Here is a 23,777-nt window from a genome sequence, read left to right on the forward strand (position 1 = left end):
TTGTGTTAGCACATAGGGTTATATTGCTGTGTTGAGTGAGGTTAACCGCCTGCTAATTTTACTTTGTAATTCAGCTTCTCTAGTAATAGCTTGAGTTGTTCACGATTGTCTGTTTGGACTTCAATGGTAAAATCTTTAACAGTTCCACCACAGCCACATTGTTTTTTAAGGGTTTGAGCCAGTATTTTTAACGCGCTGTCATCAAGACCCAAGCCGGAAATAATAGAAACACCTTTGCCTTTTCTGCCTTTACTGTCCCTGTAGATCCTGACGACACCATCAGATTCAGGAATAAGCGCAGCGACAGGCTCTGCATTAATACGGCCTTTATCGGTACTGTATACTAAAGATACATTAGGATCTGTTTTCATAGATTTTATTCATTAGTAATAGAAGTGGTTGGTACTCTTTGAGTTTACCAAATTCGAGGGAGTTCTGGGAGGTAAAAAAAAGACCACTTAAGAATTATTACTAAGTGGTCCGAACAAAATGCTAACTCTTTGCAGGGAGGTAAGCATATTTTTTAAAAAACTAAATTAACTAATGCGTAGGACTAGCATGATAATCAACGCTGCAGCAGTGAGTAAGGCACTGGGCATGATAAATTTATGCAATTTAGGTAATGCAATTAAGCAGGCTGTGATGACAAAGCCAAAAGCCGCGACGGTCGTAAGATTGGCGCCGTTAGCAAGAGCATTAATCACTAGCCAGCCTAATACTATGACAGGTAAAACAAGCAAGCTTGCGGGTAAGTGCCTTTTTAGCTTAGCGTTATTGGCTTCAAGTGAAATCTTTTCTGGTGCAAGAAAAAAAATAATAGACGCTACAATAAATGCGCTCGCAAACCAATACATGTACGCCACCTGCTATCCTTAATCTAATTGATAACTATTATCATCTAATTTTATTTTATTTAAGTCAAGTAAAATGAAATGCGAGTTTACACATCAATTTAGTTGTAGATAAGACTATTGCTATGTAAGCTAAATTCATATTTCTAGCACCTACCTATTTTTGTTCGGTTTGAACTTCTGAGGATATTAAGATGAAAAACATTTTTGTCGCGTTAGCCGTATTGGCACTCAGTGCTTGTAGCACAATGAAGTCAGGTTGGGACTACGATCCTAGCGCCAACTTTACGCAATATAAAACCTATGCTTGGGTTGCTCAGAAATCAGATTCCACAAGTTATCATCTCGATGGTTTAATGGACCAAAGAGTAAGAGAAGCCGTTAATGCACAATTGGCCGCCAAGGGCATGACGTTAGTCGATGCCAAAGATGCTGATGTGTTAGTTAACTACTTTACGAAGGTTGATAAAAAAATAAATGTCGACACCTTTAACAGCAATTTCGGTTATAGCCCTTACTATGGTCCTGGTTGGGGATGGGGTGGCAATATGCAAACTCAGACTACGGTTAGAGAATATGAAGTGGGTACTCTGATAATTGATTTTGTTGATAATAAAACATCTAAACTTATCTGGCGTGGATCCGTTGTTGATACTATTCGTGATAAAAACACCCCTGAAGAGAGGGTCAAAATTATCAATGAAGCCGTGGGTAGTGTGATGGAAAATTATCCTCCGAAACCTGATGCTAAGTAGTAATCGCCTATTTAATCCTCAGTTTGAATAGCGTTTTAGTAAAAATTAGCAGCCTCATGGCTGCTTTTTTTTGGCTGATTTTTATGCGCTTGCACATTAAAATAGAACTTTGACTACTATTTACAATTTAGTTAAATTTGCTTTATTAATACTTATCATTAATTTCTGTGAAATAAAGGGCCGTTAATGTACTACTTTTATAACTAACTATTATTAAAGTGCTTTGTATGATGTGGTTTGATGATGAATCGTAGGCGCTTGAGTTGCTATTTAATTAGTGCATTAAATTTACTAATGATTAATTAGAAAATAAATCATTATAGAACCTCCGTTTTTTCAGGCAGAATCGGCTCCTTTGAATTGTCGGTCGTAGTTAATATGCATGAGACAGAGATTATTGGGTTACTTTGGCTAATAGGTATTCTTGCCGAGGCTATGACGGGCGCTTTAGCGGCGGGTCGCAAACAGATGGATTTATTTGGTGTGGTGATTATTGGTTGCGCCACTGCAATTGGCGGCGGCACGCTAAGGGACATGATGCTAGGCAATTATCCGTTAATTTGGGTTGAGAACGTGCATTACCTCATTGCGATAGCCTTTGCTTCGTTACTTACTGTGGTTATCGCGCCTGTGATGCGCTACTTGTCTAAGTTGTTTTTAGCTATTGATGCGTTGGGCTTAGCGGTATTTTCTATCGTGGGCGCGCAGAAGACCTTAATGCTGGGATTTAGCCCGACGATTGCCGTCGTAATGGGATTAGTGACCGGCGTATTTGGCGGTGTGATCCGTGATATTCTGTGTAATCAAGTACCTCTGATTTTTAAGAAAGAGCTTTATGCGGTAATTTCATTACTAACGGCAAGTTTGTATATCGTCTTAAAAGACTATCAATTAACGGAATGGATTAATTTGCTTCTTTGTATCAGCGTTGGTTTTAGTCTGCGGATGTTAGCATTACGGTATCATTGGTCTATGCCAACCTTTGATTATCAGGCCAATGGCGATCAACACACGCACTAATTTTTATAGTGGTTGTTATAAGATAGGGCAGCTAAGGCTGCCCTGTTTGATCTGATAGTGGCTACTGAGTTTGAATAGTCTTCAGCGCTTCAAGTGCGGCATCATAGTTAGGATGCTCCGCGATGTTAGGAACTAACTCTTGGTATTGCAGTTTACCTTCAGCATCAATGATAAAAATAGCTCTAGCCAGCAAGCCATAATCTTGAATTAACAAACCATATTTTTCGCCAAAATCACGCCATACAGAATCAGACAGCACTTTAATTTTATCGACGTTTTCAACTTTACAGAAACGCTTTTGTGCGAAGGGTAAATCGGCACTAATTGTTAATATAACCACATCATCAGAAAAATGGCTCACTTCGCTATTGAAACGCTTGGTTTGTAATGCACAAACACCTGTATCTAAGCTTGGGACTGCACTGATGAGTACAGTTTTACCTTTAAAATCACTTAGCATTACAGGCGTAAAATGTTCATCAACGACTTTAAATCCTGGTGCCATTTGAGCTAACTTTGGTAATTTACCTTCTAAGGTGACCGTTTTTTCGCCCATGAGAACCTGTGTTTTATCATTGGCGATAGCATTTGGACTTATTAGAACTAAGCCATAAATGCAGCTTGCGGCTAAAAATGAAACGTATTTTTGCATGAATTCCCCTCGCAAATGAATGTCAGTATCTTGGCAGCTATCTATCGCTTACGGTACGCTAAAATGGCACTCAGAACCATAAAAAAGGCCTTATCGCATAGCGATAAGGCCTTCGAGAAATATAGATGAGCCTAACTGCACACTATTACATCTATGATTAAGTTTTTGTTGCAAAACCGTTATTGGTTCAAAGGCAATGCTTTAACGTGAATATCCATTTGAGGATATGGGATACTGATATTAGCCGCATCTAAATCACGCTTTATTTCCTCAAGAAGTTGGAAACGGGCAGTCCAATAATCCGCCTTTTTGACCCAAGGACGCACCACAAAATTAACGGTAGAGCTGGCTAATTCAGATAGTCCAATCGTATAGGCCGGATCTTTTAGCACATATTGGTTATTGTCTAAGATATCTTGAAAAATCTTTTTAGTGAGCGCCATATCGGCAGAATAAGAGACGCCAATAACGAGGTCAATACGGCGGGTATCCATCGTCGAATAGTTAGTGATGGTGCCATTCATAATAGATGAATTAGGCGCGGTAATAACCTTGTTATCTGGCGTACGCAGCTTGGTTGAGAAAATAGTAATTTCATCAACAGTACCCGCCACGCCAGCGGCTTCAATATAGTCGCCTACGCGGCAAGGGCGGAATAAAACCATCAATACCCCTGAGGCAAAGTTAGATAAAGAGCCTTGCAAAGCTAAACCTATCGCTAGACCTGCCGCACCGATAACGGCGACCAGAGATGCCGTTTGTACGCCAATTTGCCCTAATGTAGCAATCACCGCAAATACAAACACCACTGCCCAAGCGAGGTTTGCAACAAATGAAACCACAGTAGGGTCTACTTTCCGGCTATTGAGTAACTTACGCGTTAATCTTTGTGCGACACCTGCAAAGTATTTACCAACAAAAAAAATAATAAGTGCAAATAATATTTGCAAACCATAAGTGACTAGTAGTTCAGGCGCTTGGTTTAATAAACCTTCTAGGTTCTCCATTGACTCACTCCCTAAATTGATGAAAAAAATGACTTAGTGATTGACGATAAATTGTACTCGTCGATTTAAACTGCGCCCTTCGCTAGAGCGATTGTCTGCGACGGGTTCAGATATTCCTTTACCAATTACGGTAAATCTATTTGGATTAAAGCCATAATCTTCAACCAAAATCCGTTTTACGTTTTGAGCTCTTTGCAGGGACAGTTGATAATTAAACTCTGGAGTCCCGACCACATCAGTGTGTCCAACTAAGGTTAATGCAACATCATTTTGTTCTAAAAATGCTTTCACAAAAGCGAGTGTTTTCCATTGAGCAAAGTTAACTTCAGCGATCGCAAAGTCAAAATACACTACCGCTGAGGAAATATCATAACAATCAGCGCTGGTGTGATTAAGATTGCCAGAATCACAATCGAGTGATGAACCTGTGGCTTCAGCTGTTTTAACCATTGTTTCAACGGGCGTTGCAGGGCAACCATTAGCCATCACTATGGTATATAGCGGCGTATTCGGACAGGCATCTTTGATATCAGGCACGCCATCTAGGTCGCTATCCGTCCAAGCGAATACGGGGGATATTAGGCTTAAACATAGGATTAAAAACCACACTTTAATCCAACTGTACTGGGAATAATTCACCACAAACCCCTTTATATATGATAAGCCTTAGCCAAAATCACTAAGATTTATGCCTTGTTGTGACGCAAATATCTTAGCGAGTAATTCTATCGAGTTAGACGCATATGGCCAAGTTAAACTGCTTATAGTAACGAATGGAGCGATAGCGACAATCTATTGAGTATATTCAGGTTTACACTATTTTGTATGATAAAGAGATATCGTAAGCTTACATTTATTATCAGTTAACGTGCCTCTGGAGTATACCGCAAACTATACAACATGGTTTTTTGGCGCTAGAGTCCTGTGCCTATAAAGTGCCAAGCAGACCTTAAATCGAGGACAAGATGATAGATTTACGCAGTGATACCGTTACCCAGCCAACCGCCGCGATGCGTTTGGCCATGTCCAGGGCAGAAGTCGGCGATGATGTTTATGGTGATGATCCTAGCGTCAATCACTTGCAGGAGATGGCCGCCGACATGTTTGGCTTTGAAAGTGCATTATTTACCTGCTCAGGAACCCAGGCTAATTTGTTGGCGTTAATGGCCCATTGCGAACGTGGTGATGAGTACCTGTGCGGCCAGCAAGCACACAATTATAAATTTGAAGGCGGTGGCGCGGCGGTTTTAGGCAGCATTCAACCCCAACCTCTTATTAATCAAATTGATGGCAGTATTGCTTTAACTGATATTGAAGCGGCAATTAAGCCTGATGATATCCATTTTGCTCGCACGCGTTTGCTGAGTTTAGAAAATACGATTGGCGGTAAGGTATTGCCACAGCACTATTTAGCCAGCGCACAGGCGCTGGCTTTTAATCGTGGTTTAAAAATTCACTTAGATGGTGCTCGAGTAGCTAATGCTGCCATAGCGCAAAATATTGCGATAAGTGACATTACCGCGCATTTTGATTCGGTATCGATTTGTTTATCGAAGGGTTTATGTGCGCCCGTAGGCTCATTACTGTTAGGTGATGAGCGTTTAATTAACAAAGCCATACGCTGGCGCAAGATGCTTGGTGGCGGTATGCGCCAAGCCGGAGTGCTTGCTGCTGCTGGTACACTTGCATTAACGGAGCAAGTACAAAGGTTAAGTGAAGATCATGACAATGCGGCTTATTTAGCACAACAGTTAAGTCAGCTTAGCGAATTTACGGTTGATCTCACAGCGGTGCAAACCAATATGCTATTTGTCACCTTAACGCCAGAGGTCGATATTGAGTTATTAGTCGCACGATGCCGTAGCGAAGGGATATTGATAAGCCCAGGACGCACGATGCGCTTAGTCACCCATAAGGATATTAGTCGACAGGATATCGATAAGGTGATCCGTATTATTAAGCTGCATTTGCAGTCTTAGTGCTATCGCCTCTTAACTGTATCCACTTTTAATGGGAGATCTGAGCGGTTAAATGCCTGAGTTTTTACTCGGGCATTATTGTTTTACTCAGTCGGGGTTGTATTATTGAGGCGCTGAATCACTGGGCGTTGCGGCTGCGACTTTTATTTCAGCCATTATCTGTTTGGCAATTGCATTAGGAATCGGAAAGCTCAAGTGGTATTGAGCGATTTTCCATTTGCCATCCGTTTTGATTAACGTCCCTGTGCCGCGACTCACTCCGTAGGCGGGGCTGGTGAGTAACTCGTCAAATAACATCACATCGCCATATTGAAGCAAAGCGCGTTTGGTTAAATCATAACGCCAACCTGTTGTCGGTCTTGAATAACGTTCGAACTCTTCCATCCCCCAACGTTCATTGGCATCGGTACCGATAAAAATTGCATCTGCACGATAAAGCGCAAAATAGCGATCCCAGTCAGCATGGCTCGAATACTCGTTGAGTAGATCGAGAACCTTAGCTGCGGCTTGCTGATCGCTGTTAGCCTGATCCTGTGTCATAGCATTTGTTGCTGACAACTGTTTTGTTTGATCTTTTGCATAGGTCTGATGGCAGACTAATATGCTGAGTAACATCATTAACGTATAAAAAATCTTCAGGTTACGATGGCGCTGATTTGAGCTTGTGTATGTCATCATATTGGTCTCATTGTCAGGTTCAGGTTATTTAGTGCCAGTTAATGGGGTCGAGCTGATAAAAATGGCTCAGCTCTCGATACAAGGCGGGGTGCTGCTGGTGGAAATCCTCTGGTCGTTCAAAAAAGGTTTCGGTTATTACCGCAAAAAACTCAGCCGGATTAGTTGCACCATAATAATTAAATATAGAGGGGGCACCTACTTTGGCGCAATGCTGCAATTGGGTAAAAGCATGGCTTAGTACGTCAGACCAAGTGCTGTAGTCAGCAAAGTGCTGCAAGATAGGAGCGCCATTGGCTTGGCCATCTTCTTGATCAAGCTGGTGGGCAAACTCATGGATGACGACGTTATTACCATCATGGGGATCGGCGGCGCCAGCTAAGGTATTTCTCCACGAAAGCACCACTTTGCCATATTGCCATGATTCACCCGCCAGTACATTGCGCTGTTCCCACACAATACCACTCGCATCTTGATGCTGATTATTAACGATAAAGGCATCAGGGTAGACCAAGATTTGTGTCAGTTTGGGGTAGAAATCTGTTTTACGATTTAGTAATAAAAGACAAGCTTGGGCAGCGATGGTAACTTTAACTTCATCGGTGATTTCAAAACCATCGCAGCCGACAAACGTCTTTTCATCGATAAAGATCTGAATATGCCGCTTGAGTTGCAGTTGTAAATCTGTTGGTAGCGCATGAAAGTAAGGTAGCCTTTGTTTAAGAATTACTCGCCAGCTTTTAGGGAACGGTCTTGCCGCTATACGACGTCGATGCAATGTTTTACGCCAGCGGGTTGAGATTAACCAAGCTATTGTGGCCACACTAAGTAGCACTGTGAGTGAGATCGCAAACATAATGTGCCTTTAGCGAAATGAAATGTCATTACCTATATCAGTTAATGAGGACAAAGTCGGATGAAGTCAACCTTTGCGGCATTGTTTTAACATTTATAGCCCTTGGCGTGGTAAGTCGCTGCTTATTTTTTGCGTAACAATTTATTTGTGGCGTCATAACGGTGATGATTTACAGTCGCGGTTAAATTGATTTACCCTAAAGTCTAAATTTCGTGTATTTACTCGTTTAGCAACAGCCTAAGTAAAGTGCGGTTAAATGCATTAAGGAAACCATGAGAATACTCATATCAACTGATATTTTTGGTGTGACAGCGGATATTATAAGGCTAGTCGGTAGTATAAATAACGAACACGTTATAGTGGAGATTGTTGATCCATACGATGGGGAAATAAAATGCTTTATCAATGAGCACTCTGCTTATGAGGCCTTTCTGAAAGAATGTGGCCATGAGCGCTATTTTGACAAAATTCACCATGCTGTTTCATCTTCAGTAGAAGATTTAGTCATTATTGGTTTTAGTGCGGGTGCGTCTGCTGCATGGAGAGTTATGGATTGCTGCTTTAAAGCAGCACCTCTGCATTTTATTGGATTTTATCCTGGGCAAATCAGAAATCATCTTAATGTAATACCCCAATATCCGTGTACATTGATATTTCCAAACCATGAAGAACACTTTAATGTGAGTCAAGTGAGCGATGTGTTGTCCAAAGTCGATAAGGTTTATTGTATTAATACAGAATTTGGACATGGTTTTATGAATCCTTTATCTGCACATTATTCCAGTCGTGGTGCAGATGCATTTAACGCGGTCATTAACCAAATCAGTCAGCTGACAGACGTCACTATGCTTCGTCGGTTATTACAGCGTTAATCTCAATTCACAATAGTGTTAAAATTATTTTTTCTATTGATATTTAAGCCTTTTTAATTATTACATTAAACAATAGTAGGGTATTTTTATAGCATCTTTCAGCTATTTGTTGCGACTTGAACACATAAGAAAATGACTTGGTTTTGCGGTAATATATAGTGCTGGATTGCGTGGAGAATAATGAAGTGGATCAACAGTTACTGATTGATGCGGTTAACCAGACTATGCCGTTTGGTAAATACGCAGGGCGTAAATTATTAACATTACCCGAGCCTTACCTTGTGTGGTTCCATAAGCAAGGGTTTCCTCAGGGGAAGTTGGGTGAGCAATTAGCCTTAATGTATGAAGTTAAGCTAAATGGCTTAGAAGGCATGCTAAAACCGTTATTGAAATGAGTTCCCTGCCTTGGCATAAAAATATTGCTTTTGCGATAAGTGTTGTATTTCGTGATAGAGATTAGCGATTTATTGTTGTTGGCGTGCTTTAATGCGGCATATTAGTAAAACAAAAGGAACATAGGCATGATAGCGAAATTAGTAAAATTAGCAGCGGTAGCAACGTTAGCATTAGGCATGTCAAGTGCTTGGGCGCAGGGCGTAACCCACGAAGGTACTGTTGTTGATACTATGAATGGTGGCGGTTACACCTACGTACAGATTAAAGAAGCTGACACGACTTTTTGGGCAGCGGGTCCTGAAACTCAAGTGAGTAAAGGCGATAAAGTATCTGTAGTTGAACAAATGTGGATGAACGAATTCACTAGCAAAACCTTGGATCGCACCTTTGATAAACTATTATTTGTGGGTCAAATCGAGAAAAAATAGTCAGTAGCATTGAGTGCGCCCTCTTGTGCGCCATACCGATTAAGCGGCTTCGATATTTTCGAGGCCGTTTTTGTTTCTATTGCTTGATGGTGTTAAATGTCAGTTTTTGGCTATCTCGATGGGGCTAAACGCGGCAAAATGTCACTATTTTTAGCTATGCTTTAATCGAAGGAGCAATTAAGTGGCGGCGTTTGAACAGTTTGAAATTCAGCCTTATCAATCATGTTATGCCCGTGAGGTGAGTGAATTATTTCATCTTTGTGTGCATAGCATCAATCATGCCCGTTATTCATCGGCGCAGCTTGCGGCTTGGTCAGCGGCGCCCAGATCAGCTAAGCATTGGGATTTACGCTTAAGCCGCTCAAAAGCGTGGGTGGTATTGGCCAAAGGTGCCCTAGCAACATCGGCAATGTGTATCGGTTTTATTAATATTGAAACCCATTTTAGCCAGCAAGGTTACCTTGATAGTTTATATATACATCCGGATTATCAGCGCAAGGGATTAGGCGAGCGTGCTTACCTTGTTGTAGAGGATTGGGCTAAGGCACAGGGTTATTCTCGTGTGAGCCTAGATGCATCCTATTTATCGAAAGGGTTATTTAATCAAATGGGCTTTACGCAGGTACAGGCCAGTTACCAGCAAAAACGAGGGCAAATTATTCGCGGTTTTTATATGATTAAAGAGATTTAAACATTGTTCAATTTTGGTTTTAGCTAGCTTTTAGTTTGATTAACTTTTGATTCTAAAAAGTGGTGTAAAGAATTGTGTAGTAAAGCATGGGCGTAAAGCAGTTGAAGCTGACTATTTTATTTGTAGCAAAATACCGTTAATCTCAATCTGTTAATCATTTAAGATAAGGGCTGAGAATGAAGATTCGACTATTTACGCCAGCGGACGTTTCGCAGCTCGCGCTAATCTTTGAGGCGAGTGTGATGCAAGGCTCAGGCGAGTATTACTCCTTTGCTGAACGTTCAGCTTGGGCTTATATCGAAGGCGAGAGCCGCAGCGACAGTTATTGGCTTGAGCGTCTTAAAGGAACCACTATTTGGGTGGCTGAGACAGAAAACATGCTAGTAGGCTTTATTAATCTTAAGCTGGGGGATGACACTGAGGTTGAGGCTTCTGCCGAAATCGAATGTTTATTTGTTCATCCTGAATATGCACGCTCAGGTGTGGCAACCACTTTGTATTTTGCGTTATTTGAACAAGTAAAAGGCTTAGCTCTTAAACGATTAACGGTAGAGGCATCCTATTTAGCGCGGCCTTTTTTTGAGAAGCAGGGTTTTCGTAATACGCGCCGAAATGAGCATAAACGCTTTTTAAATACGCTAGATAAGAGTAAAGGGCAGGCCGCTCAAGTTCTGGTTAACTTTAGCATGACTCTTGCCCTCTAATATTTAACTACCGCCGTCAGCTTACGTCAGCTAGCTATTAAACCTTATGTACCAAACTTTAGGCATTAGCCGATAAATCAAATACTAACGCCATGGCTTGACCAGAAGTCGCGCTAAAGTCGACACCGCTAAGCTGAGTTAAATGCGCGCCATCTCCTGGCGTCAATGTCGTACCATTGATATCCAGTGTGCCTTCAATCAATTGAACATACAGATGACGACTCGCTTGAGCAGGTGTTCTGTTCATTGTTACGCTTTCACCTTCGTTCAGCACTAAACGATAAACGGTGGCATCTTGTTGTACTTTAAGCGTGCCATTGTCACCAGTGGGAGTCACCACGGCCGTCAGCGCTGAGCTTTGCTCGAAGGCTTTTTGCTGATAACCCGCATCGATACTTAAGGTATCTGGGCGGATCCAAATTTGTAAAAAGTGCAGTGGCTCAGTAGTTGAGGCATTGAACTCACTGTGGTAAATACCTTTACCCGCCGACATCAATTGAAACTCGCCTGCAGGTAAGGTTTTGATATTACCGAAACTATCTTTGTGGGCGATAGTGCCGGATATCACGTAACTGATGATCTCCATATCTTTATGGCCATGGGTATCGAAACCTGCGCCGGGTGCCACTGTGTCATCATTAATCACTCTTAAGGATGAAATTCCCATGTGGGCTGGATCGTAGTAGCTAGAAAAAGAGAAAGTGTGTTGACTCTTAAGCCAGCCTAAATCTGCCTGACCGCGATCCTGTGCTTTGCGTAGTGTGATCATCTTGATTCCCCTTATTTGATGCGGCTAGCTAAAAGATTGTCGAGTGATAATTTACCGGCACCTGAAACAGCCAGTGACGCTGTGGCTGCCAGTAGCGCTAAACCAAATTCATAACCGTTGTTAGCAAGGAACAGCCCATTACCTATATGCACTGAGAAAATCGCCACTATCATAGTAAATGACAGTACCAAAGCTGTTGGGCGAGTCAGTAGACCCAATAACAACAACAGTCCACCAAAAAACTCACTTGAACCTGCCATTAAAGCCATTAAGTAACCGGGCGTTAGGCCAATTGACGCCATCCATTGGCCTGTTCCCTCTAAACCGTAGCCACCAAACCAGCCAAAAAGTTTTTGTGAACCATGGGCGATTAAAATAATCCCGATAGGAATACGCAGTGCCAGAGGGGCAAAACTTGGTGCCGATTTCAGTATTTTTGTAATGAGTGTTTTCATGGTATGTTCCTTGTTTCAAATTATTTAAATTATGTTTAAGTAATATTTAAGCGTGTTATTAACGGGTTCCTCATTGTCTTTAGTCGTGCATCTGAAAGAACACCTCTATTGCTAAGCAGTGTAGACTTGATCTTTATTGAAGAAAATCGGAACATTTTCAATTTGTATTTCAAATAATTTGAACAAGAGGTGTGTATGTTGCCATCTATTAGTCTTGATGGATTAATCGTGCTCGATGCGATTGATAAAAAGGGCAGTTTCTCTGCTGCGGCAGAGTCTTTGTTTCGAGTACCGTCGGCGTTGACTTACACAGTGCAAAAACTAGAAAGTGATTTAGGGACTAAATTATTCGAACGTAAAGGGCAGCGCGCTGAGCTGACTTTAGTTGGTCAACTGGTATTGCGCCAAGGTCGAGAAATCCTCGCCGCAACATCAAGGCTTGAAGAGGCAGTACGTCAATTGGAGACGGGCTGGGAGTCTTCGCTAACCTTAGCCATAGATACCGTGGTGCCAGATTTACCCCTGTTGCAGTTGATTGGTGAATTTACTGAGTTAGGCAAGCAAGTGACTGTGAATATTAGTGAAGAGTCTTTAGGTGGCGGCTGGGATGCACTTTATTCTGGCCGTGCCGATATCGCGATTGGCGTGACAGGTGATCGGCCCAAAGGCCAATATCATGTGGTTGAAATGGGTGAATTAGAGTTTGTGTTTGCCTTAAATCCTGCCCACCCATTAGCGCAATATAGGGATCCTATTCCGACTGAGGCCTTATTGCAGTTTCCCTCGATTGTGGTGGCCGACAGTTCAACCGCACTGGCGCAACGTTCAAGTGGTTTATTTGATAGTCGTCAAGTGATTAGAGTGCCGAACATGCAGACCAAAATTAAGGCGCAGCAATTAGGGTTAGGTGTGGGTTATATTCCAAAACACCTGATCTTGGATGCATTGGCTACGGGGGCGTTAGTTGCTTGCCACGTAGACATTCCGCGCCCAGCCCAAAGTGTATTTATGGCTTGGCGTAAAGATAAAGAGGGTAAAGCGCAGGCATGGTTTACTGAGCGCTTACTCCAATGTATTTGGCCATTTTAGATGTTTGAGTTTGCCATTTAGGAACAATATGCAGATACAAGATGCCGCGTTTATTTTCCACGCGGCCTGTGACTGGTGTAATGCACATGTTGTGACCACAAATCCGATAAATTAGGTGAGCGCTTTAAAAAACGAATAAATGCCTGTGGCAACGTTAATGATTCCATCGACTCCTGCCAGCGAGCTTGCAGCAGTGGATGATAACCTTCTTTCCCTGCAGCGGTGTAAGAGGTTGAAACCCCCATGTACAATGATTCGTACTCTACAGTCTGCCAAAGAGATTGGCTGCCCTGTTGCATCATTTCTAACCTAAATAAACGTTCGCCCAATGGACGTCTGCCATCGTAGTAATAACGCAAACCATAGGTATACGGGAAACTACCCGCGCCTGTACCTAACACACTATTGTTAGTGGCGGAGTTAATCGCAGATTCTAGTGCCTGGTACAAAAACTGGCCTTGGATTTCATACTTTACTAGCGGCAATTCGAAGGGCAGTAATTGCCCCATGACATCAGCAAGCGTCAATTGCCCTTGGGAAACAGACTGGCGCACACCGCCAGCGTTATGTAGGGCAAAGTTTATCCGTGGGTCAACAAGTTTAGCCTCTTGAAACATGCTGCGACTCACCCAAGGCGCAATTTGACTGCCGTGGGGCAAACTTTTTGAGGGCAAACGAGTATGCACTAAATTTTTAGGAACTTGTGCGATGACATAATTTTCCATCTCGGCAATAGCGGGTTTGTAGATATCCCTAATCACACCAGCGATATCAGCATCGGCTTCGTCCCACAAAATATGTGGATGATGGTTGAGTTGCTGACGTACAGCTCGATAGTCGGTATCGTTGACAGCGACGTTAGCACTTAGCACAAAGTGTTGATCGAGCATAAAGTAGTTGCCGCCGTTTAAGGTTAGCATTTTCCCTTCAGCATCAAAGGTTATCTGGGCTAAACCGAGCACTTCAGCATATTTGCCCGCATGCACTATTGGCGTGTTATTGATAACTTCACCGTAGGGCATATTGCTCAAACCCAGCGCACGAAAATCGCCCTGTAACGTATGAGTGTGTCCCCCTACGATAAGGCTAATGCCATCGATTTCGGCCGCAAGACGTTTATCCTGATCTAAGCCTAAATGACTGAGCACAATAATATGCTTAATACCTTGTTGTTTAAGATGCTCAACAGTGCGCGCCGTGGTGGCAATGGCATCAACAAAATGGGTATCGGGATCGGGACGTGCTATTTCTTTCATCTGATCTAAGGTAATACCGATTATGGCCAGCGTTTTATCGTGAAAAGGCTTAACGAGGTATTTAGCTAATTTTAGCTCATGGTCATAATCCAAAAGATTAGGCAAACCCCGTAGGCAACCCGGCTTATTAATATCCTCTTGGCTTAAATCCATATTGCCCGCAAGCAATGGAAAATCAATCTGCTTAGCAAACTCGGCAAGTGTTGCGTTACCTTCATCGATATCATGATTGCCAATGACCATCGCATCGGGCGCTAACAGGTTGAGTAAGTGAGCATTAGCTTTACCTTTAAAGTGGCTGAAATAAAGCGTGCCTTGAAAGCTATCGCCGCCGTGCAAAAAGATAAAAGGTGTATTGGCTTCAGTCGCCGCTTGGCGCGCCTTGGCAATATGATGGCCAATACGGGCATAACCACCGCTATGGCTAGTCATATCAAGCTTAAGATGACCTACTATTAGATTAAATTGCACGCGGCTAGGTTCAAAATTGGAATGGGTATCATTAATGTGCGCGAGTGAGAGTGTGTAACTCTGTTTCATAACTGACCTCTATTACGGCGGGAGATGATAGCTGTCTCCCCTAAAACAAGTAAGGGAGCTAGGCTCCCTTACTTCATTAATTGCTGAATTATACGCGTTTTAGCCAGATTTGGCTTCATCGTCATCGGATGCGGCTTCAAAATCACCATCATCGGATAGACGAATGCCTTTTTGTTTCATGCGCTTAGTCCACAGTTTTCGGGCTAATTGTTGCATATCGGTGGCAGGATCGTTCAAGTCAACAATCTCCAGTCCTAACATAGACTCGATAATATCTTCTTGAGTAACGATTCCTTGGCTGCTGCCGTATTCATCAACGACCATAGCAATTTGGGTATTACGCTTAATCATTCTCTCAAATAATGGCAGGATTTTTGCCGTTTCAGGCACGACAAATAGACTGCGTTTGAGTTCACCAATCGGGGCGTCTGGTGTATAGCGCTCAGCCAGTAATACATCGGTGCGAGTGATATAGCCAATCACATCATCATGATCTTGGTCATACACAGGAATACGGCTAAAAGGCTTGTCGCGATACTGGCGCACAAACTCATTTTGGGTTAAATCAATCGGTAACGAGAACATCACTGTCCGCGGTGTCATAATTGCTGTGACTGGCATATCTCGAACTTTAAGCATTTGAGTTAAAATTTTTGACTCTTGCTCATCGAGTTCACCTGATTCATGGCCGATTTTTGCCATTGCGCTCATTTCTTGACGGATATATTGGCCTTCATCGCCTTTACCCATCAAACGAGTCACTTGTTGTGACATCCAAATCAACGGTTTGGTTACGCGCTTCATCCATGTCACGGCAATAGAAACACTCGGAGCAAGACGACGCCAATGGTTAGCACCCAGTGATTTAGGAATAATTTCTGAGAAGAACAGGATAATAAAAGTTAACACGCCTGAAAACACACCCAGCATGTCATCCCCAAAGATTTTTGCTGCCTGAGCACCCGCAACGGCAGCGCCAACGGTATGGGCAATCGTATTTAGAGTGAGAATTGACACTAAAGGAGCCTCGACATTCTCTTTCAATTTACGCAAACGCGTAGCTGCCGCTTTGTCAGTTTGTTCGAGTGAAGCGATATAACTAGGGGTAACAGAAAGAAGAACAGCTTCGAACACACTGCACAGAAAAGATACTGCGACAGCGACAAGCACTATAATGATGAGGGTTAACATATAGGTGGAATTACAACTCCGTATTTTAGGTCAACATTGGCCCAGAAGTATTCTACCATAGGTTAATTGAGTTACTGGCTAAAATTTATTTGCGTCTGTATAATTCGCCGCCCTGTTGCAGGATTCGGTTTTTGATGTTGAGGTTAGTTATATGAGTGAAAAGAAGATCAATTTGTTAGACCTTGATCGTAAGGCAATGCGCGCATTATTTGCGGATATGGGGGAGAAACCCTTTCGTGCCGACCAACTCATGAAATGGCTTTATCATTTCGGTGTCAGTGACTTCGAAGAGATGACCAACATCAACAAAGTGTTACGTCAAAAGTTGGCGGCGCGCTGTGAAATCGTTGCACCAGAAATCGCCAGTTTTCAAAAATCGACTGACGGTACCATCAAATTTGCAATCAACGTTGGTCAAGGTCAAGAAGTCGAAACGGTATATATTCCTGAAGAGGAACGTGCCACTTTATGTGTATCATCACAGGTGGGATGTGCCCTTGAATGTACTTTCTGCTCTACCGGCCAGCAAGGTTTTAACCGTAACTTAACCGTTTCTGAAATCGTCGGCCAAATCTGGCGTGTATCGCACTTTTTAGGTTTTGCTAAAGACACCGGCGAGCGTCCTATCACTAACGTGGTGATGATGGGTATGGGCGAACCATTACTGAATTTAGCCAACGTAATCCCAGCAATGGATATTATGCTCGATGATTTTGGTTTTAGTTTATCAAAACGCCGCGTGACCCTATCAACATCAGGCGTGGTTCCAGCGTTAGATAAATTAGGTGATGCGATTGATGTGGCTCTTGCGGTCAGTATTCATGCACCAAATGATGAGCTGCGTGATATTTTAGTCCCCGTTAATAAAAAATATCCGCTGAATGAGTTTTTAGCGGGTATTCGTCGTTATATTGCCAAGTCCAATGCTAACCGTGGCCGCGTCACAGTTGAGTATGTGATGCTCGATCATATTAACGACAGCACAGACCAAGCCCATGAGTTAGCTAAATTGATGGCAGATACACCTTGTAAGATAAATTTAATTCCATTTAACCCTTACCCTGGTTCACCTTACGGCCGTTCGTCTAATTCTCGAATTGATCGTTTTTCTAAGGTGTTAATGGAATACGGTTTTACTGTGATAGTGCGTAAAACCCGTGGCGATGATATTGATGCGGCCTGTGGTCAGTTAGCAGGAGATATTCGCGATAGAACCAAGCGTTTAGCAAAAAAACGCATGCAAGAAAATCAGATATCAGTCACAATAGATTAACTCTTTGTTTGCACAGATTTATAGGCTTGCCAATGAAGCATGGATTGCCAAAGTTTTCGTTAGTGTTAACCCTGTCTTTATTAATAACAGGGTGCGTTACTGAGCGTACTTATACCGGAACCGATATTCCTGTTTCGGAGCGAAAGTTAGACAAGGTCGCCGCTGCGCGCGAGCGGATGCAACTGGGATTAACCTATTTAAATCGAGGCAATTCAGAACAAGCTAAATATAATCTCGATAAAGCATTAGAATATGCTCCAGAGCTTGAAGATGTCCATATTGCTTTGGCTTATTACTACCAAACCGTGGGCGATTTAGTACGTACCGAAGAGTCGTACATGAATGCCATTAGTACTAAGGACGCCTCTGGCGATTCCATGAATAATTTCGGGGTGTTTTTGTGTCAACAAAAGCAATACAACAAAGCTGAAAAAATGTTTTTGGCCGCAATTGAAATGCCCAAATATACGCGTACTGCTTCAAGTTATGAAAACTTAGGCCTTTGTAGCCGAGAAGCTAGACAAGCAGAAAAGGCAAGACAGTATTTTCAGATGGCGTTAAAGTATGACCCGAGACGTTCGGTGTCGTTGCTGGAGTTAGCTGAGTTAGAAGCCGAACAGGGTGATTATATACAGGCGCGAAATCAATTAGCGCGTTATCACCAAGTTGCAGAACAAACTCCAGAAAGTTTAGCGCTCGGAATTCAAATAGAGCAGGCAGTGAATGATGATGCCGCTGTGAAAAGATTTGGTATTTTATTGCTTGCCAAATTCCCAGCATCACCTCAGGCCAAGCAATACAGAGCTAATTTGCATCAATGAAAGATCATGAAACCCATGCACCAGTTGAATCCTTAGTAACAGAGTCAATTGCGCCAGATGTAACGCTTGGAACTTTATTAAGACATGGCCGTGAAAAAATGGGCCTCAGTCTTCAAGAAGCTGCAGTAAAACTGCACTTACGTCCTAGTGTTTTAGAGGATATTGAAGCTGATAACTTCACCAACATTGCTTCGCCAACCTATACCCGTGGTTATGTTAAAAACTATGCCCGTATGGTTCATGCAGACACATCTTTAATTGAAGCAGGCTTATTACGGCAGGTGCCGGTAGCAACCGAGCCTTCAATGCAAAGCTTTTCACGTAAGACAACCTATCAAGCCAGCGACAAGCGTTTAACTTGGTTGAGTATTTTTATTGTCATCGTGTTGCTCGGTTTATTGGTGGTCTGGTGGATGCAAAAATCAACCCTACTGACAACCGTTGATTTGTCACAACCTACAGCAGAAGAGGTCGCGGCGGTTAATCAAACTTTGCCCGGTGACGTACTTTTGACCGAAACCGATGCGAGCCAACAGTTAACGGAAATAGCCGCCAATGGCTCTATGTCAATCGATGGCCCCATTAAAGATACTGATGCTAGTACTATCGATATCAGCACAGGGCCAACTGACAATAATTATGCACGAGCAGCTGACACAAATAATGAAGATGGTGGTTCAGTCATTGCAGCCACGACAACAACCTCACAAACGGCTCCAATAGTTCAACAGCCTCTTGTCGCGTCAACTCCTGCACCGATTCCGGTATCTCCAGCCACTAACACCAATACCGTGGCAGTAATTGAAGGCCAATCTACAATAGATCTTCAGCTGAGTGGTGATTGCTGGATAAACATTGTCGATGCTAAAGGCAAAGCCTTAGTCGATGGCGTTAAGGGGGCTGGCGCTGTCGTACAAGTGAGCGGTATGCCGCCGTTTAAAATTATTTTAGGGGCGCCCCATGTGGCAACCTTAAGCTTAGATGGTCAAATCGTTAATTTAGCGGATTTCCCCAAGGGGCGTGTTGCACGTCTAACCTTGCCTAAAGTCTGATGACCACGTAATGATCTGCAGCACGAACTGAAATAGAGCGTATTAAGCATGTATAATGAAACTCCCATAAAAAGACGTCCTTCCACCCGCATTTATGTGGGTAATGTACCGATTGGTGATGGGGCGCCGATTGCTGTTCAGTCAATGACCAATACTAAGACTACCGATGTTGAAGCAACCGTTGCTCAAATTCGTGCCTTAGAAAAAGTCGGTGCCGACATAGTACGTGTCTCTGTGCCGACTATGGATGCGGCAGAAGCCTTTAAGCTCATCAAACAAGCGGTTAATGTGCCTTTAGTCGCTGACATTCATTTTGATTACCGTATTGCCTTAAAAGTGGCCGAATACGGTGTTGATTGCCTGCGTATTAATCCAGGTAATATCGGTAATGAAGAACGTATTCGTAGCGTGGTTGAATGTGCCCGTGACCACAATATTCCTATTCGCATTGGTGTGAATGGCGGTTCATTAGAAAAAGATCTGATGGACAAGTACAAAGAGCCAACACCACAAGCCCTGCTTGAATCAGCCATGCGTCACGTAGATATCCTAGACAGATTAAACTTCGACCAATTTAAGGTCAGCGTTAAAGCGTCTGATGTTTTTTTAGCGGTTGAATCCTATCGTTTATTGGCTAAACAAATTCGCCAGCCTTTGCATTTGGGGATTACTGAAGCGGGCGGTGCGCGCGCCGGTTCAGTCAAATCTGCGGTAGGTTTAGGCATGCTATTGGCCGAAGGTATTGGCGATACATTACGTATTTCGCTTGCCGCCGATCCCATCGAAGAAATCAAAGTCGGTTTTGATATTCTAAAATCGCTGCGTATTCGTAGCCGCGGTATTAACTTCATTGCCTGCCCATCGTGTTCTCGGCAAGAGTTTGATGTGATAAGTACGGTTAATGAGTTAGAACGTCGTCTCGAAGACATTACTACCGCGATGGATGTGTCTATTATCGGCTGCGTCGTTAACGGTCCAGGTGAAGCCTTAGTGTCACATATTGGCTTAACAGGCGGATATAATAAGAGCGGATATTACGATGAGGGCGAACGCCAGAAAGAGCGTTTTGATAACGACAACATAGTCGATTCCCTCGAAGCGAAAATACGTGCAAAAGCCAGCTTAATGGCCAACCGCATTCAAGTAAAAGATACTACTGAGTAATTATGCACTTGCATTTAGGCATCGATTGTTCTCAATAAATGTTGAGCCAGCCCTCGGAACCGATGGGGGCGTTTTACGTTTAGCCTTGAAAAGCCTATAATGCGTGACATTTTTTATTAATTTAGCGAAATCAAACGAGTCGATACAGTGGCAAAACAGATCCAAGCGATTCGCGGAATGAATGACATTCTGCCAACTCAAAGTCCTCTATGGCAAAAAGTGGAAGCAGTACTACGTTCAAGCGTCAGTGCTTACGGTTACAGCGAGATCCGCACTCCAATAGTCGAAAATACTGATCTTTTTAAACGCTCTATTGGTGAAGTAACTGATATTGTTGAAAAAGAAATGTATACCTTCGCTGACAACAATGGTGACAGCCTAACGTTGCGCCCAGAAGGTACGGCATCAACCGTGCGTGCGGGTAACGAAAATGGCCTACTGTATAACCAAGAGCAACGTCTCTGGTATATGGGCCCTATGTTCCGTCATGAACGCCCACAGAAAGGCCGTTATCGCCAATTTAACCAATTCGGTGTTGAAGTCTATGGCATAGGTACGCCTGACATTGATGCTGAAGTCTTAATGTTATCTGCCCGCTTGTGGGACAAGCTCGCAATTAGTGAGCATGTTTCATTAGAGCTAAACACCCTTGGCGATCCAGCCGAACGCGCGGTTTACCGTGATGCTTTGATTGCGTTTTTAGAGCAGCATAAAGATGCGCTCGATGAAGAAAGCAAGCGCCGCATGTACACTAATCCGCTGCGGGTTTTAGATTCAAAAGATGCCAATGTACAAGCTATTTTAGCCGATGCGCCTGAGTTGATGGATTTCCTCGGTGAAGAATCAAAGACACATTTTTCGCAATTGCGTGAACTACTTGATGCTGTTGGTATCAAATACACCATTAATCCGCGCCTAGTTCGTGGTTTAGATTATTATAATCGCACGGTATTTGAATGGGTTACATCTAGTTTAGGCTCGCAAGGGACTGTACTTGCTGGTGGTCGCTACGATGGTTTAGTTGCTCAGTTAGGCGGTAAAGATACCCCTGCAGTCGGTTTTGCGATGGGGCTAGAGCGCATTGTATTGCTGCTTGAAACCTTAGAGCTGACAAAAGATATTCCTGCAGCTGTCGATGTCTATGTTATCGCTCTGGGTGATAGTTGCCTTGTCGAAGCGATTAAAGCGGCGCAGGAATTACGTGATGCACTGCCAAGTCTTAAAGTGATGAGTCACTGTGGCGGTGGCAACGTGAAAAAACAAATGAAACGTGCCGATAAAAGCGGCGCGAGTGTAGCGTTACTGTTAGGTGAGGATGAACTCGCTGACGGCATGGTTACAGTGAAACATTTACGCAATAACAACGAACAACAACGGATAGCTCGACATGCCTTAAGTGCATATTTAGCTGAACTGGCCATTAAGTAACAGATTACATAAGAGGACGTGCGCGTGGAAATTTATAGCACAGAAGAACAACAAGTTGATGCTATCAAGCAGTTCTGGAAAGATTACGGCAGTTCAATTTTAATTGGTGCAGTAGTGGGATTAGGTGGTTTATATGCGTGGAATTACTATTCCGACGCAAAAGTGGCGCAGGCGGAAGAAGCCTCAAAAGCGTTTCACGAATTGACCACAAAATCAAGCGACGAAGCCGCAATGCTTGCTGGCGTTGCAGAGTTTGCTAAAAGTCATGATCAAAAGGGTTATCAAGCTTTATTAGAACTTATCGTGGCAAAAACAGCGGTAGAAGCGAAAGATTACCCTAAAGCTATTGATGCTTTAAATAAAGTAATAGCAGCTAAACCGGGGGCAAGTCTTGATGTGATTGCAACCTTGCGTTTAGCACGCATTCAGGCAGAACAAGATCAAATGGATGCAGCGCTTGCAACATTAGAGCAAGTGACTGACAAAGCGTTTATCGCCCAGCGCGAAGAATTGAAAGGTGACTTTTTAGTTCGTCAAGGTGAACATGAAAAAGCCAAAGTGGCTTATCAAGCTGCCATGGATAATGGTGGTGTGGTGACAAGCCCTGCGCTTAAAATCAAACTTGATAGCCTAAATCAGGCATAAGGGATCCTTTGATGAAGTCTTGGTGCAAAAACCTGCTGGCCGCTGGATTAAGTCTGGCGATGTTATCTGCCTGTTCGTCCAGCGATGTTGAAGACGAGCCAGTGAGTGCGCTAACAGAAATTCAGGCAACAGTATTTCCTGAAGTGAGTTGGAGCACCTCTGTCGGGAGTGGCGTGGGCGATTATTATTCTCGCCTAGCTCCGGCTGTAAATTACGGAAAAATCTTTGCTGCCGATCGCTATGGACAAGTTATCGCCTTTGATCAAACGACAGGCGATCGCGTGTGGACTAAAGATTTCAGTGAAGAATTTCGCGACAATGTCTTAGCTAAAAACAAAGGCGCCCGTATTGCCGCGGGCTTAACTGTAGCGCGCAACAAAGTTTTTGTTGGTGGTGAAAGTGGGTTATTAGCCGCACTCAACGCCGAAGATGGCCAAGTATTATGGTATGTAGTTGCAGGCGGTGAGTTACTGTCAGCACCTACGGTTGCCGATGATGTGGTGGTGGTTAGCACGAGTTCTGGTTCACTTGAAGCATTTAACGTCGATACAGGCGCTAAGCTATGGGTGTATGAAATGCAATTACCGAACCTGACCCTGCGTGGTACTGGTTCAGCAGCTTACGAAGCCGGTGGTTTCTTCATTGGCACCGCCGATGGCAAAGTGGCCGTAGTGATCAAAAATAATGGTCAAGCTGCATGGGAACAAGCGATTTATAACCCAACCGGTGGTAACGAGTTTACTCGTATGGCCGATGTAGATATGACGCCGTTGATCCTTGGCGACAATTTATATGCAGTAAGTTACAACGGTAACTTAGTGTCGATGGAATTACGCACGGGTCGTGTGGTGTGGACGCGTAAGTATTCTAGCTTTAACGAGTTAGCCTCAGCGGGCTTAAGCTTGTTTTTAGTTGATGATCACAGCCGTATTTACTCGGTTGATAAACGTAACGGTTTAGAGTTATGGAGTAATTCAGAGCTCGCCAACCGCACGTTGACATCGCCCGCTGTGTATCAAGACTATTTAGTAGTAGGTGATTTTGAAGGTTACCTACATTTTATCGATCGCAGTACAGGGACGATTGTTGGTCGTGTCCAAGTGGACAGTTCTGGGTTATACAGCCAACCATTAGTGGTGGATGATAAAATCTATGTTCAAGGTCGCAGCGGAAAGTTAGCTGTTGTAACACTTCCATAGTTAACAGTG

At 43.2% G+C, this 23,777-nt stretch carries 27 protein-coding genes; 16 read left to right on the forward strand and 11 right to left on the reverse strand.

What is annotated here, in order from left to right; translation table 11 throughout:
- Positions 1–41: 41 nt before the first annotated feature.
- Both yciH and BW947_RS01675 read right to left on the reverse strand, forming a co-directional pair.
- Entirely contained in the window at positions 42–371 is a 330-nt protein-coding gene (gene yciH / locus BW947_RS01670) for a stress response translation initiation inhibitor YciH (RefSeq protein WP_076496580.1), read from the reverse strand.
- Positions 372–536: 165 nt separating this feature from the next.
- Positions 537–854: a hypothetical protein gene (locus BW947_RS01675; protein WP_076496581.1), complete on the reverse strand. Its 318-nt coding sequence runs from the start codon at positions 852–854 to the stop codon at positions 537–539.
- Between the two features lie 191 nt (positions 855–1,045).
- Here BW947_RS01675 and BW947_RS01680 point away from each other — a divergent pair, with 191 nt between their 5' ends.
- Together BW947_RS01680 and BW947_RS01685 are read left to right on the forward strand one after the other, a co-directional pair.
- The gene (locus BW947_RS01680; RefSeq protein WP_076496582.1) at positions 1,046–1,606 is read left to right on the forward strand and encodes a DUF4136 domain-containing protein; all 561 of its coding nucleotides are present in this window, start codon (positions 1,046–1,048) and stop codon (positions 1,604–1,606) included.
- A gap of 378 nt (positions 1,607–1,984) precedes the next feature.
- A complete protein-coding gene (locus tag BW947_RS01685) occupies positions 1,985–2,626 on the forward strand; it encodes a trimeric intracellular cation channel family protein (RefSeq protein WP_076496583.1) in 642 nt (213 codons plus the stop codon).
- Between the two features lie 61 nt (positions 2,627–2,687).
- Here BW947_RS01685 and tpx read toward each other — a convergent pair whose 3' ends face one another.
- From tpx to BW947_RS01700, 3 genes are all read right to left on the reverse strand, one after another.
- On the reverse strand, positions 2,688–3,278 hold the full coding sequence (gene tpx / locus BW947_RS01690; RefSeq protein ID WP_076496584.1) for a thiol peroxidase: 591 nt from the start codon (positions 3,276–3,278) through the stop codon (positions 2,688–2,690).
- Between the two features lie 179 nt (positions 3,279–3,457).
- On the reverse strand, positions 3,458–4,285 hold the full coding sequence (locus BW947_RS01695) for a mechanosensitive ion channel family protein (RefSeq protein WP_076496585.1): 828 nt from the start codon (positions 4,283–4,285) through the stop codon (positions 3,458–3,460).
- A gap of 33 nt (positions 4,286–4,318) precedes the next feature.
- Positions 4,319–4,924: an OmpA family protein gene (locus tag BW947_RS01700; RefSeq protein WP_076496586.1), complete on the reverse strand. Its 606-nt coding sequence runs from the start codon at positions 4,922–4,924 to the stop codon at positions 4,319–4,321.
- A gap of 326 nt (positions 4,925–5,250) precedes the next feature.
- Between BW947_RS01700 and ltaE the strand changes: the two genes are divergently transcribed.
- Positions 5,251–6,264 (forward strand): low-specificity L-threonine aldolase, encoded by a 1,014-nt coding sequence (ltaE, locus tag BW947_RS01705; protein WP_076496587.1) that lies wholly within the window; start codon positions 5,251–5,253, stop codon positions 6,262–6,264.
- Positions 6,265–6,366: 102 nt separating this feature from the next.
- On the opposite strand, the gene BW947_RS01710 is transcribed toward ltaE, so the two are convergent.
- Positions 6,367–6,942 (reverse strand): nuclear transport factor 2 family protein, encoded by a 576-nt coding sequence (locus tag BW947_RS01710; protein WP_076496588.1) that lies wholly within the window; start codon positions 6,940–6,942, stop codon positions 6,367–6,369.
- A gap of 28 nt (positions 6,943–6,970) precedes the next feature.
- Complete coding sequence (locus BW947_RS01715; RefSeq protein WP_076496589.1) at positions 6,971–7,795, reverse strand: M90 family metallopeptidase; 825 nt, start codon at positions 7,793–7,795, stop codon at positions 6,971–6,973.
- 272 nt (positions 7,796–8,067) lie between these two features.
- Between BW947_RS01715 and BW947_RS01720 the strand changes: the two genes are divergently transcribed.
- From BW947_RS01720 to BW947_RS01740, 5 genes are all read left to right on the forward strand, one after another.
- Entirely contained in the window at positions 8,068–8,667 is a 600-nt protein-coding gene (locus tag BW947_RS01720) for a dienelactone hydrolase family protein (protein ID WP_076496590.1), read from the forward strand.
- Positions 8,668–8,852: 185 nt separating this feature from the next.
- Entirely contained in the window at positions 8,853–9,062 is a 210-nt protein-coding gene (locus tag BW947_RS01725) for a DUF3820 family protein (RefSeq protein WP_076496591.1), read from the forward strand.
- Positions 9,063–9,188: 126 nt separating this feature from the next.
- Positions 9,189–9,491 carry an NrfJ gene (locus BW947_RS01730; RefSeq protein WP_076496592.1) on the forward strand — a complete coding sequence of 101 codons (303 nt, stop codon included), beginning with the start codon at positions 9,189–9,191 and terminating at the stop codon, positions 9,489–9,491.
- Between the two features lie 181 nt (positions 9,492–9,672).
- A complete protein-coding gene (locus tag BW947_RS01735; protein WP_076496593.1) occupies positions 9,673–10,182 on the forward strand; it encodes a GNAT family N-acetyltransferase in 510 nt (169 codons plus the stop codon).
- A gap of 176 nt (positions 10,183–10,358) precedes the next feature.
- Positions 10,359–10,886, forward strand: coding sequence for a GNAT family N-acetyltransferase (locus tag BW947_RS01740; RefSeq protein ID WP_076496594.1), 528 nt, complete (start codon positions 10,359–10,361; stop codon positions 10,884–10,886).
- Positions 10,887–10,944: 58 nt separating this feature from the next.
- Here the strand turns inward: BW947_RS01740 and BW947_RS01745 are convergent, their stop codons facing one another.
- Entirely contained in the window at positions 10,945–11,655 is a 711-nt protein-coding gene (locus BW947_RS01745; protein WP_076496595.1) for a pirin family protein, read from the reverse strand.
- Between the two features lie 11 nt (positions 11,656–11,666).
- Positions 11,667–12,110 carry a DoxX family protein gene (locus BW947_RS01750; protein WP_076496596.1) on the reverse strand — a complete coding sequence of 148 codons (444 nt, stop codon included), beginning with the start codon at positions 12,108–12,110 and terminating at the stop codon, positions 11,667–11,669.
- A gap of 195 nt (positions 12,111–12,305) precedes the next feature.
- Between BW947_RS01750 and BW947_RS01755 the strand changes: the two genes are divergently transcribed.
- On the forward strand, positions 12,306–13,199 hold the full coding sequence (locus BW947_RS01755; protein WP_076496597.1) for a LysR family transcriptional regulator: 894 nt from the start codon (positions 12,306–12,308) through the stop codon (positions 13,197–13,199).
- Between the two features lie 50 nt (positions 13,200–13,249).
- Here BW947_RS01755 and BW947_RS01760 read toward each other — a convergent pair whose 3' ends face one another.
- Positions 13,250–14,995 (reverse strand): bifunctional metallophosphatase/5'-nucleotidase, encoded by a 1,746-nt coding sequence (locus BW947_RS01760; protein ID WP_076496598.1) that lies wholly within the window; start codon positions 14,993–14,995, stop codon positions 13,250–13,252.
- A 99-nt stretch (positions 14,996–15,094) separates the two neighbouring features.
- On the reverse strand, positions 15,095–16,186 hold the full coding sequence (locus BW947_RS01765) for a CNNM domain-containing protein (protein WP_076496599.1): 1,092 nt from the start codon (positions 16,184–16,186) through the stop codon (positions 15,095–15,097).
- A gap of 151 nt (positions 16,187–16,337) precedes the next feature.
- On the opposite strand from BW947_RS01765, the gene rlmN reads away from it, so the two are divergent.
- From rlmN to bamB, 7 genes are all read left to right on the forward strand, one after another.
- Positions 16,338–17,459, forward strand: coding sequence for a dual-specificity RNA methyltransferase RlmN (rlmN, locus tag BW947_RS01770; protein WP_076496600.1), 1,122 nt, complete (start codon positions 16,338–16,340; stop codon positions 17,457–17,459).
- Between the two features lie 32 nt (positions 17,460–17,491).
- Entirely contained in the window at positions 17,492–18,280 is a 789-nt protein-coding gene (gene pilW / locus BW947_RS01775) for a type IV pilus biogenesis/stability protein PilW (RefSeq protein ID WP_076496601.1), read from the forward strand.
- A complete protein-coding gene (locus tag BW947_RS01780; RefSeq protein WP_076496602.1) occupies positions 18,277–19,332 on the forward strand; it encodes a RodZ domain-containing protein in 1,056 nt (351 codons plus the stop codon). The genes pilW and BW947_RS01780 overlap by 4 nt, the downstream gene beginning before the upstream one ends.
- A gap of 48 nt (positions 19,333–19,380) precedes the next feature.
- Complete coding sequence (gene ispG, locus BW947_RS01785; protein WP_076496603.1) at positions 19,381–20,496, forward strand: flavodoxin-dependent (E)-4-hydroxy-3-methylbut-2-enyl-diphosphate synthase; 1,116 nt, start codon at positions 19,381–19,383, stop codon at positions 20,494–20,496.
- 147 nt (positions 20,497–20,643) lie between these two features.
- Entirely contained in the window at positions 20,644–21,924 is a 1,281-nt protein-coding gene (gene hisS, locus BW947_RS01790; protein ID WP_076496604.1) for a histidine--tRNA ligase, read from the forward strand.
- Between the two features lie 24 nt (positions 21,925–21,948).
- Positions 21,949–22,569, forward strand: coding sequence for a tetratricopeptide repeat protein (locus tag BW947_RS01795; RefSeq protein ID WP_076496605.1), 621 nt, complete (start codon positions 21,949–21,951; stop codon positions 22,567–22,569).
- A gap of 11 nt (positions 22,570–22,580) precedes the next feature.
- Entirely contained in the window at positions 22,581–23,768 is a 1,188-nt protein-coding gene (gene bamB, locus BW947_RS01800; RefSeq protein WP_076496606.1) for an outer membrane protein assembly factor BamB, read from the forward strand.
- Positions 23,769–23,777: the final 9 nt, after the last annotated feature.

The organism is Shewanella morhuae (genome assembly GCF_900156405.1).
In the GTDB taxonomy this organism is placed as follows: domain Bacteria; phylum Pseudomonadota; class Gammaproteobacteria; order Enterobacterales; family Shewanellaceae; genus Shewanella; species Shewanella morhuae.

Coding starts and splice junctions, on each gene's coding strand:
- BW947_RS01720 (WP_076496590.1), top strand. CDS start 8,068: ATGAGAATACTCATATCAACTGATATTTTTGGTGTGACAGCGGATATT.
- BW947_RS01710 (WP_076496588.1), bottom strand. CDS start 6,942: ATGATGACATACACAAGCTCAAATCAGCGCCATCGTAACCTGAAGATT.
- BW947_RS01755 (WP_076496597.1), top strand. CDS start 12,306: ATGTTGCCATCTATTAGTCTTGATGGATTAATCGTGCTCGATGCGATT.
- BW947_RS01685 (WP_076496583.1), top strand. CDS start 1,985: ATGCATGAGACAGAGATTATTGGGTTACTTTGGCTAATAGGTATTCTT.
- BW947_RS01740 (WP_076496594.1), top strand. CDS start 10,359: ATGAAGATTCGACTATTTACGCCAGCGGACGTTTCGCAGCTCGCGCTA.
- BW947_RS01750 (WP_076496596.1), bottom strand. CDS start 12,110: ATGAAAACACTCATTACAAAAATACTGAAATCGGCACCAAGTTTTGCC.
- BW947_RS01715 (WP_076496589.1), bottom strand. CDS start 7,795: ATGTTTGCGATCTCACTCACAGTGCTACTTAGTGTGGCCACAATAGCT.
- BW947_RS01745 (WP_076496595.1), bottom strand. CDS start 11,655: ATGATCACACTACGCAAAGCACAGGATCGCGGTCAGGCAGATTTAGGC.
- BW947_RS01780 (WP_076496602.1), top strand. CDS start 18,277: ATGAAAGATCATGAAACCCATGCACCAGTTGAATCCTTAGTAACAGAG.
- BW947_RS01675 (WP_076496581.1), bottom strand. CDS start 854: ATGTATTGGTTTGCGAGCGCATTTATTGTAGCGTCTATTATTTTTTTT.
- yciH (WP_076496580.1), bottom strand. CDS start 371: ATGAAAACAGATCCTAATGTATCTTTAGTATACAGTACCGATAAAGGC.
- BW947_RS01765 (WP_076496599.1), bottom strand. CDS start 16,186: ATGTTAACCCTCATCATTATAGTGCTTGTCGCTGTCGCAGTATCTTTT.
- BW947_RS01760 (WP_076496598.1), bottom strand. CDS start 14,995: ATGAAACAGAGTTACACACTCTCACTCGCGCACATTAATGATACCCAT.
- bamB (WP_076496606.1), top strand. CDS start 22,581: ATGAAGTCTTGGTGCAAAAACCTGCTGGCCGCTGGATTAAGTCTGGCG.
- BW947_RS01730 (WP_076496592.1), top strand. CDS start 9,189: ATGATAGCGAAATTAGTAAAATTAGCAGCGGTAGCAACGTTAGCATTA.
- pilW (WP_076496601.1), top strand. CDS start 17,492: ATGAAGCATGGATTGCCAAAGTTTTCGTTAGTGTTAACCCTGTCTTTA.
- rlmN (WP_076496600.1), top strand. CDS start 16,338: ATGAGTGAAAAGAAGATCAATTTGTTAGACCTTGATCGTAAGGCAATG.
- BW947_RS01680 (WP_076496582.1), top strand. CDS start 1,046: ATGAAAAACATTTTTGTCGCGTTAGCCGTATTGGCACTCAGTGCTTGT.
- tpx (WP_076496584.1), bottom strand. CDS start 3,278: ATGCAAAAATACGTTTCATTTTTAGCCGCAAGCTGCATTTATGGCTTA.
- ltaE (WP_076496587.1), top strand. CDS start 5,251: ATGATAGATTTACGCAGTGATACCGTTACCCAGCCAACCGCCGCGATG.
- ispG (WP_076496603.1), top strand. CDS start 19,381: ATGTATAATGAAACTCCCATAAAAAGACGTCCTTCCACCCGCATTTAT.
- BW947_RS01695 (WP_076496585.1), bottom strand. CDS start 4,285: ATGGAGAACCTAGAAGGTTTATTAAACCAAGCGCCTGAACTACTAGTC.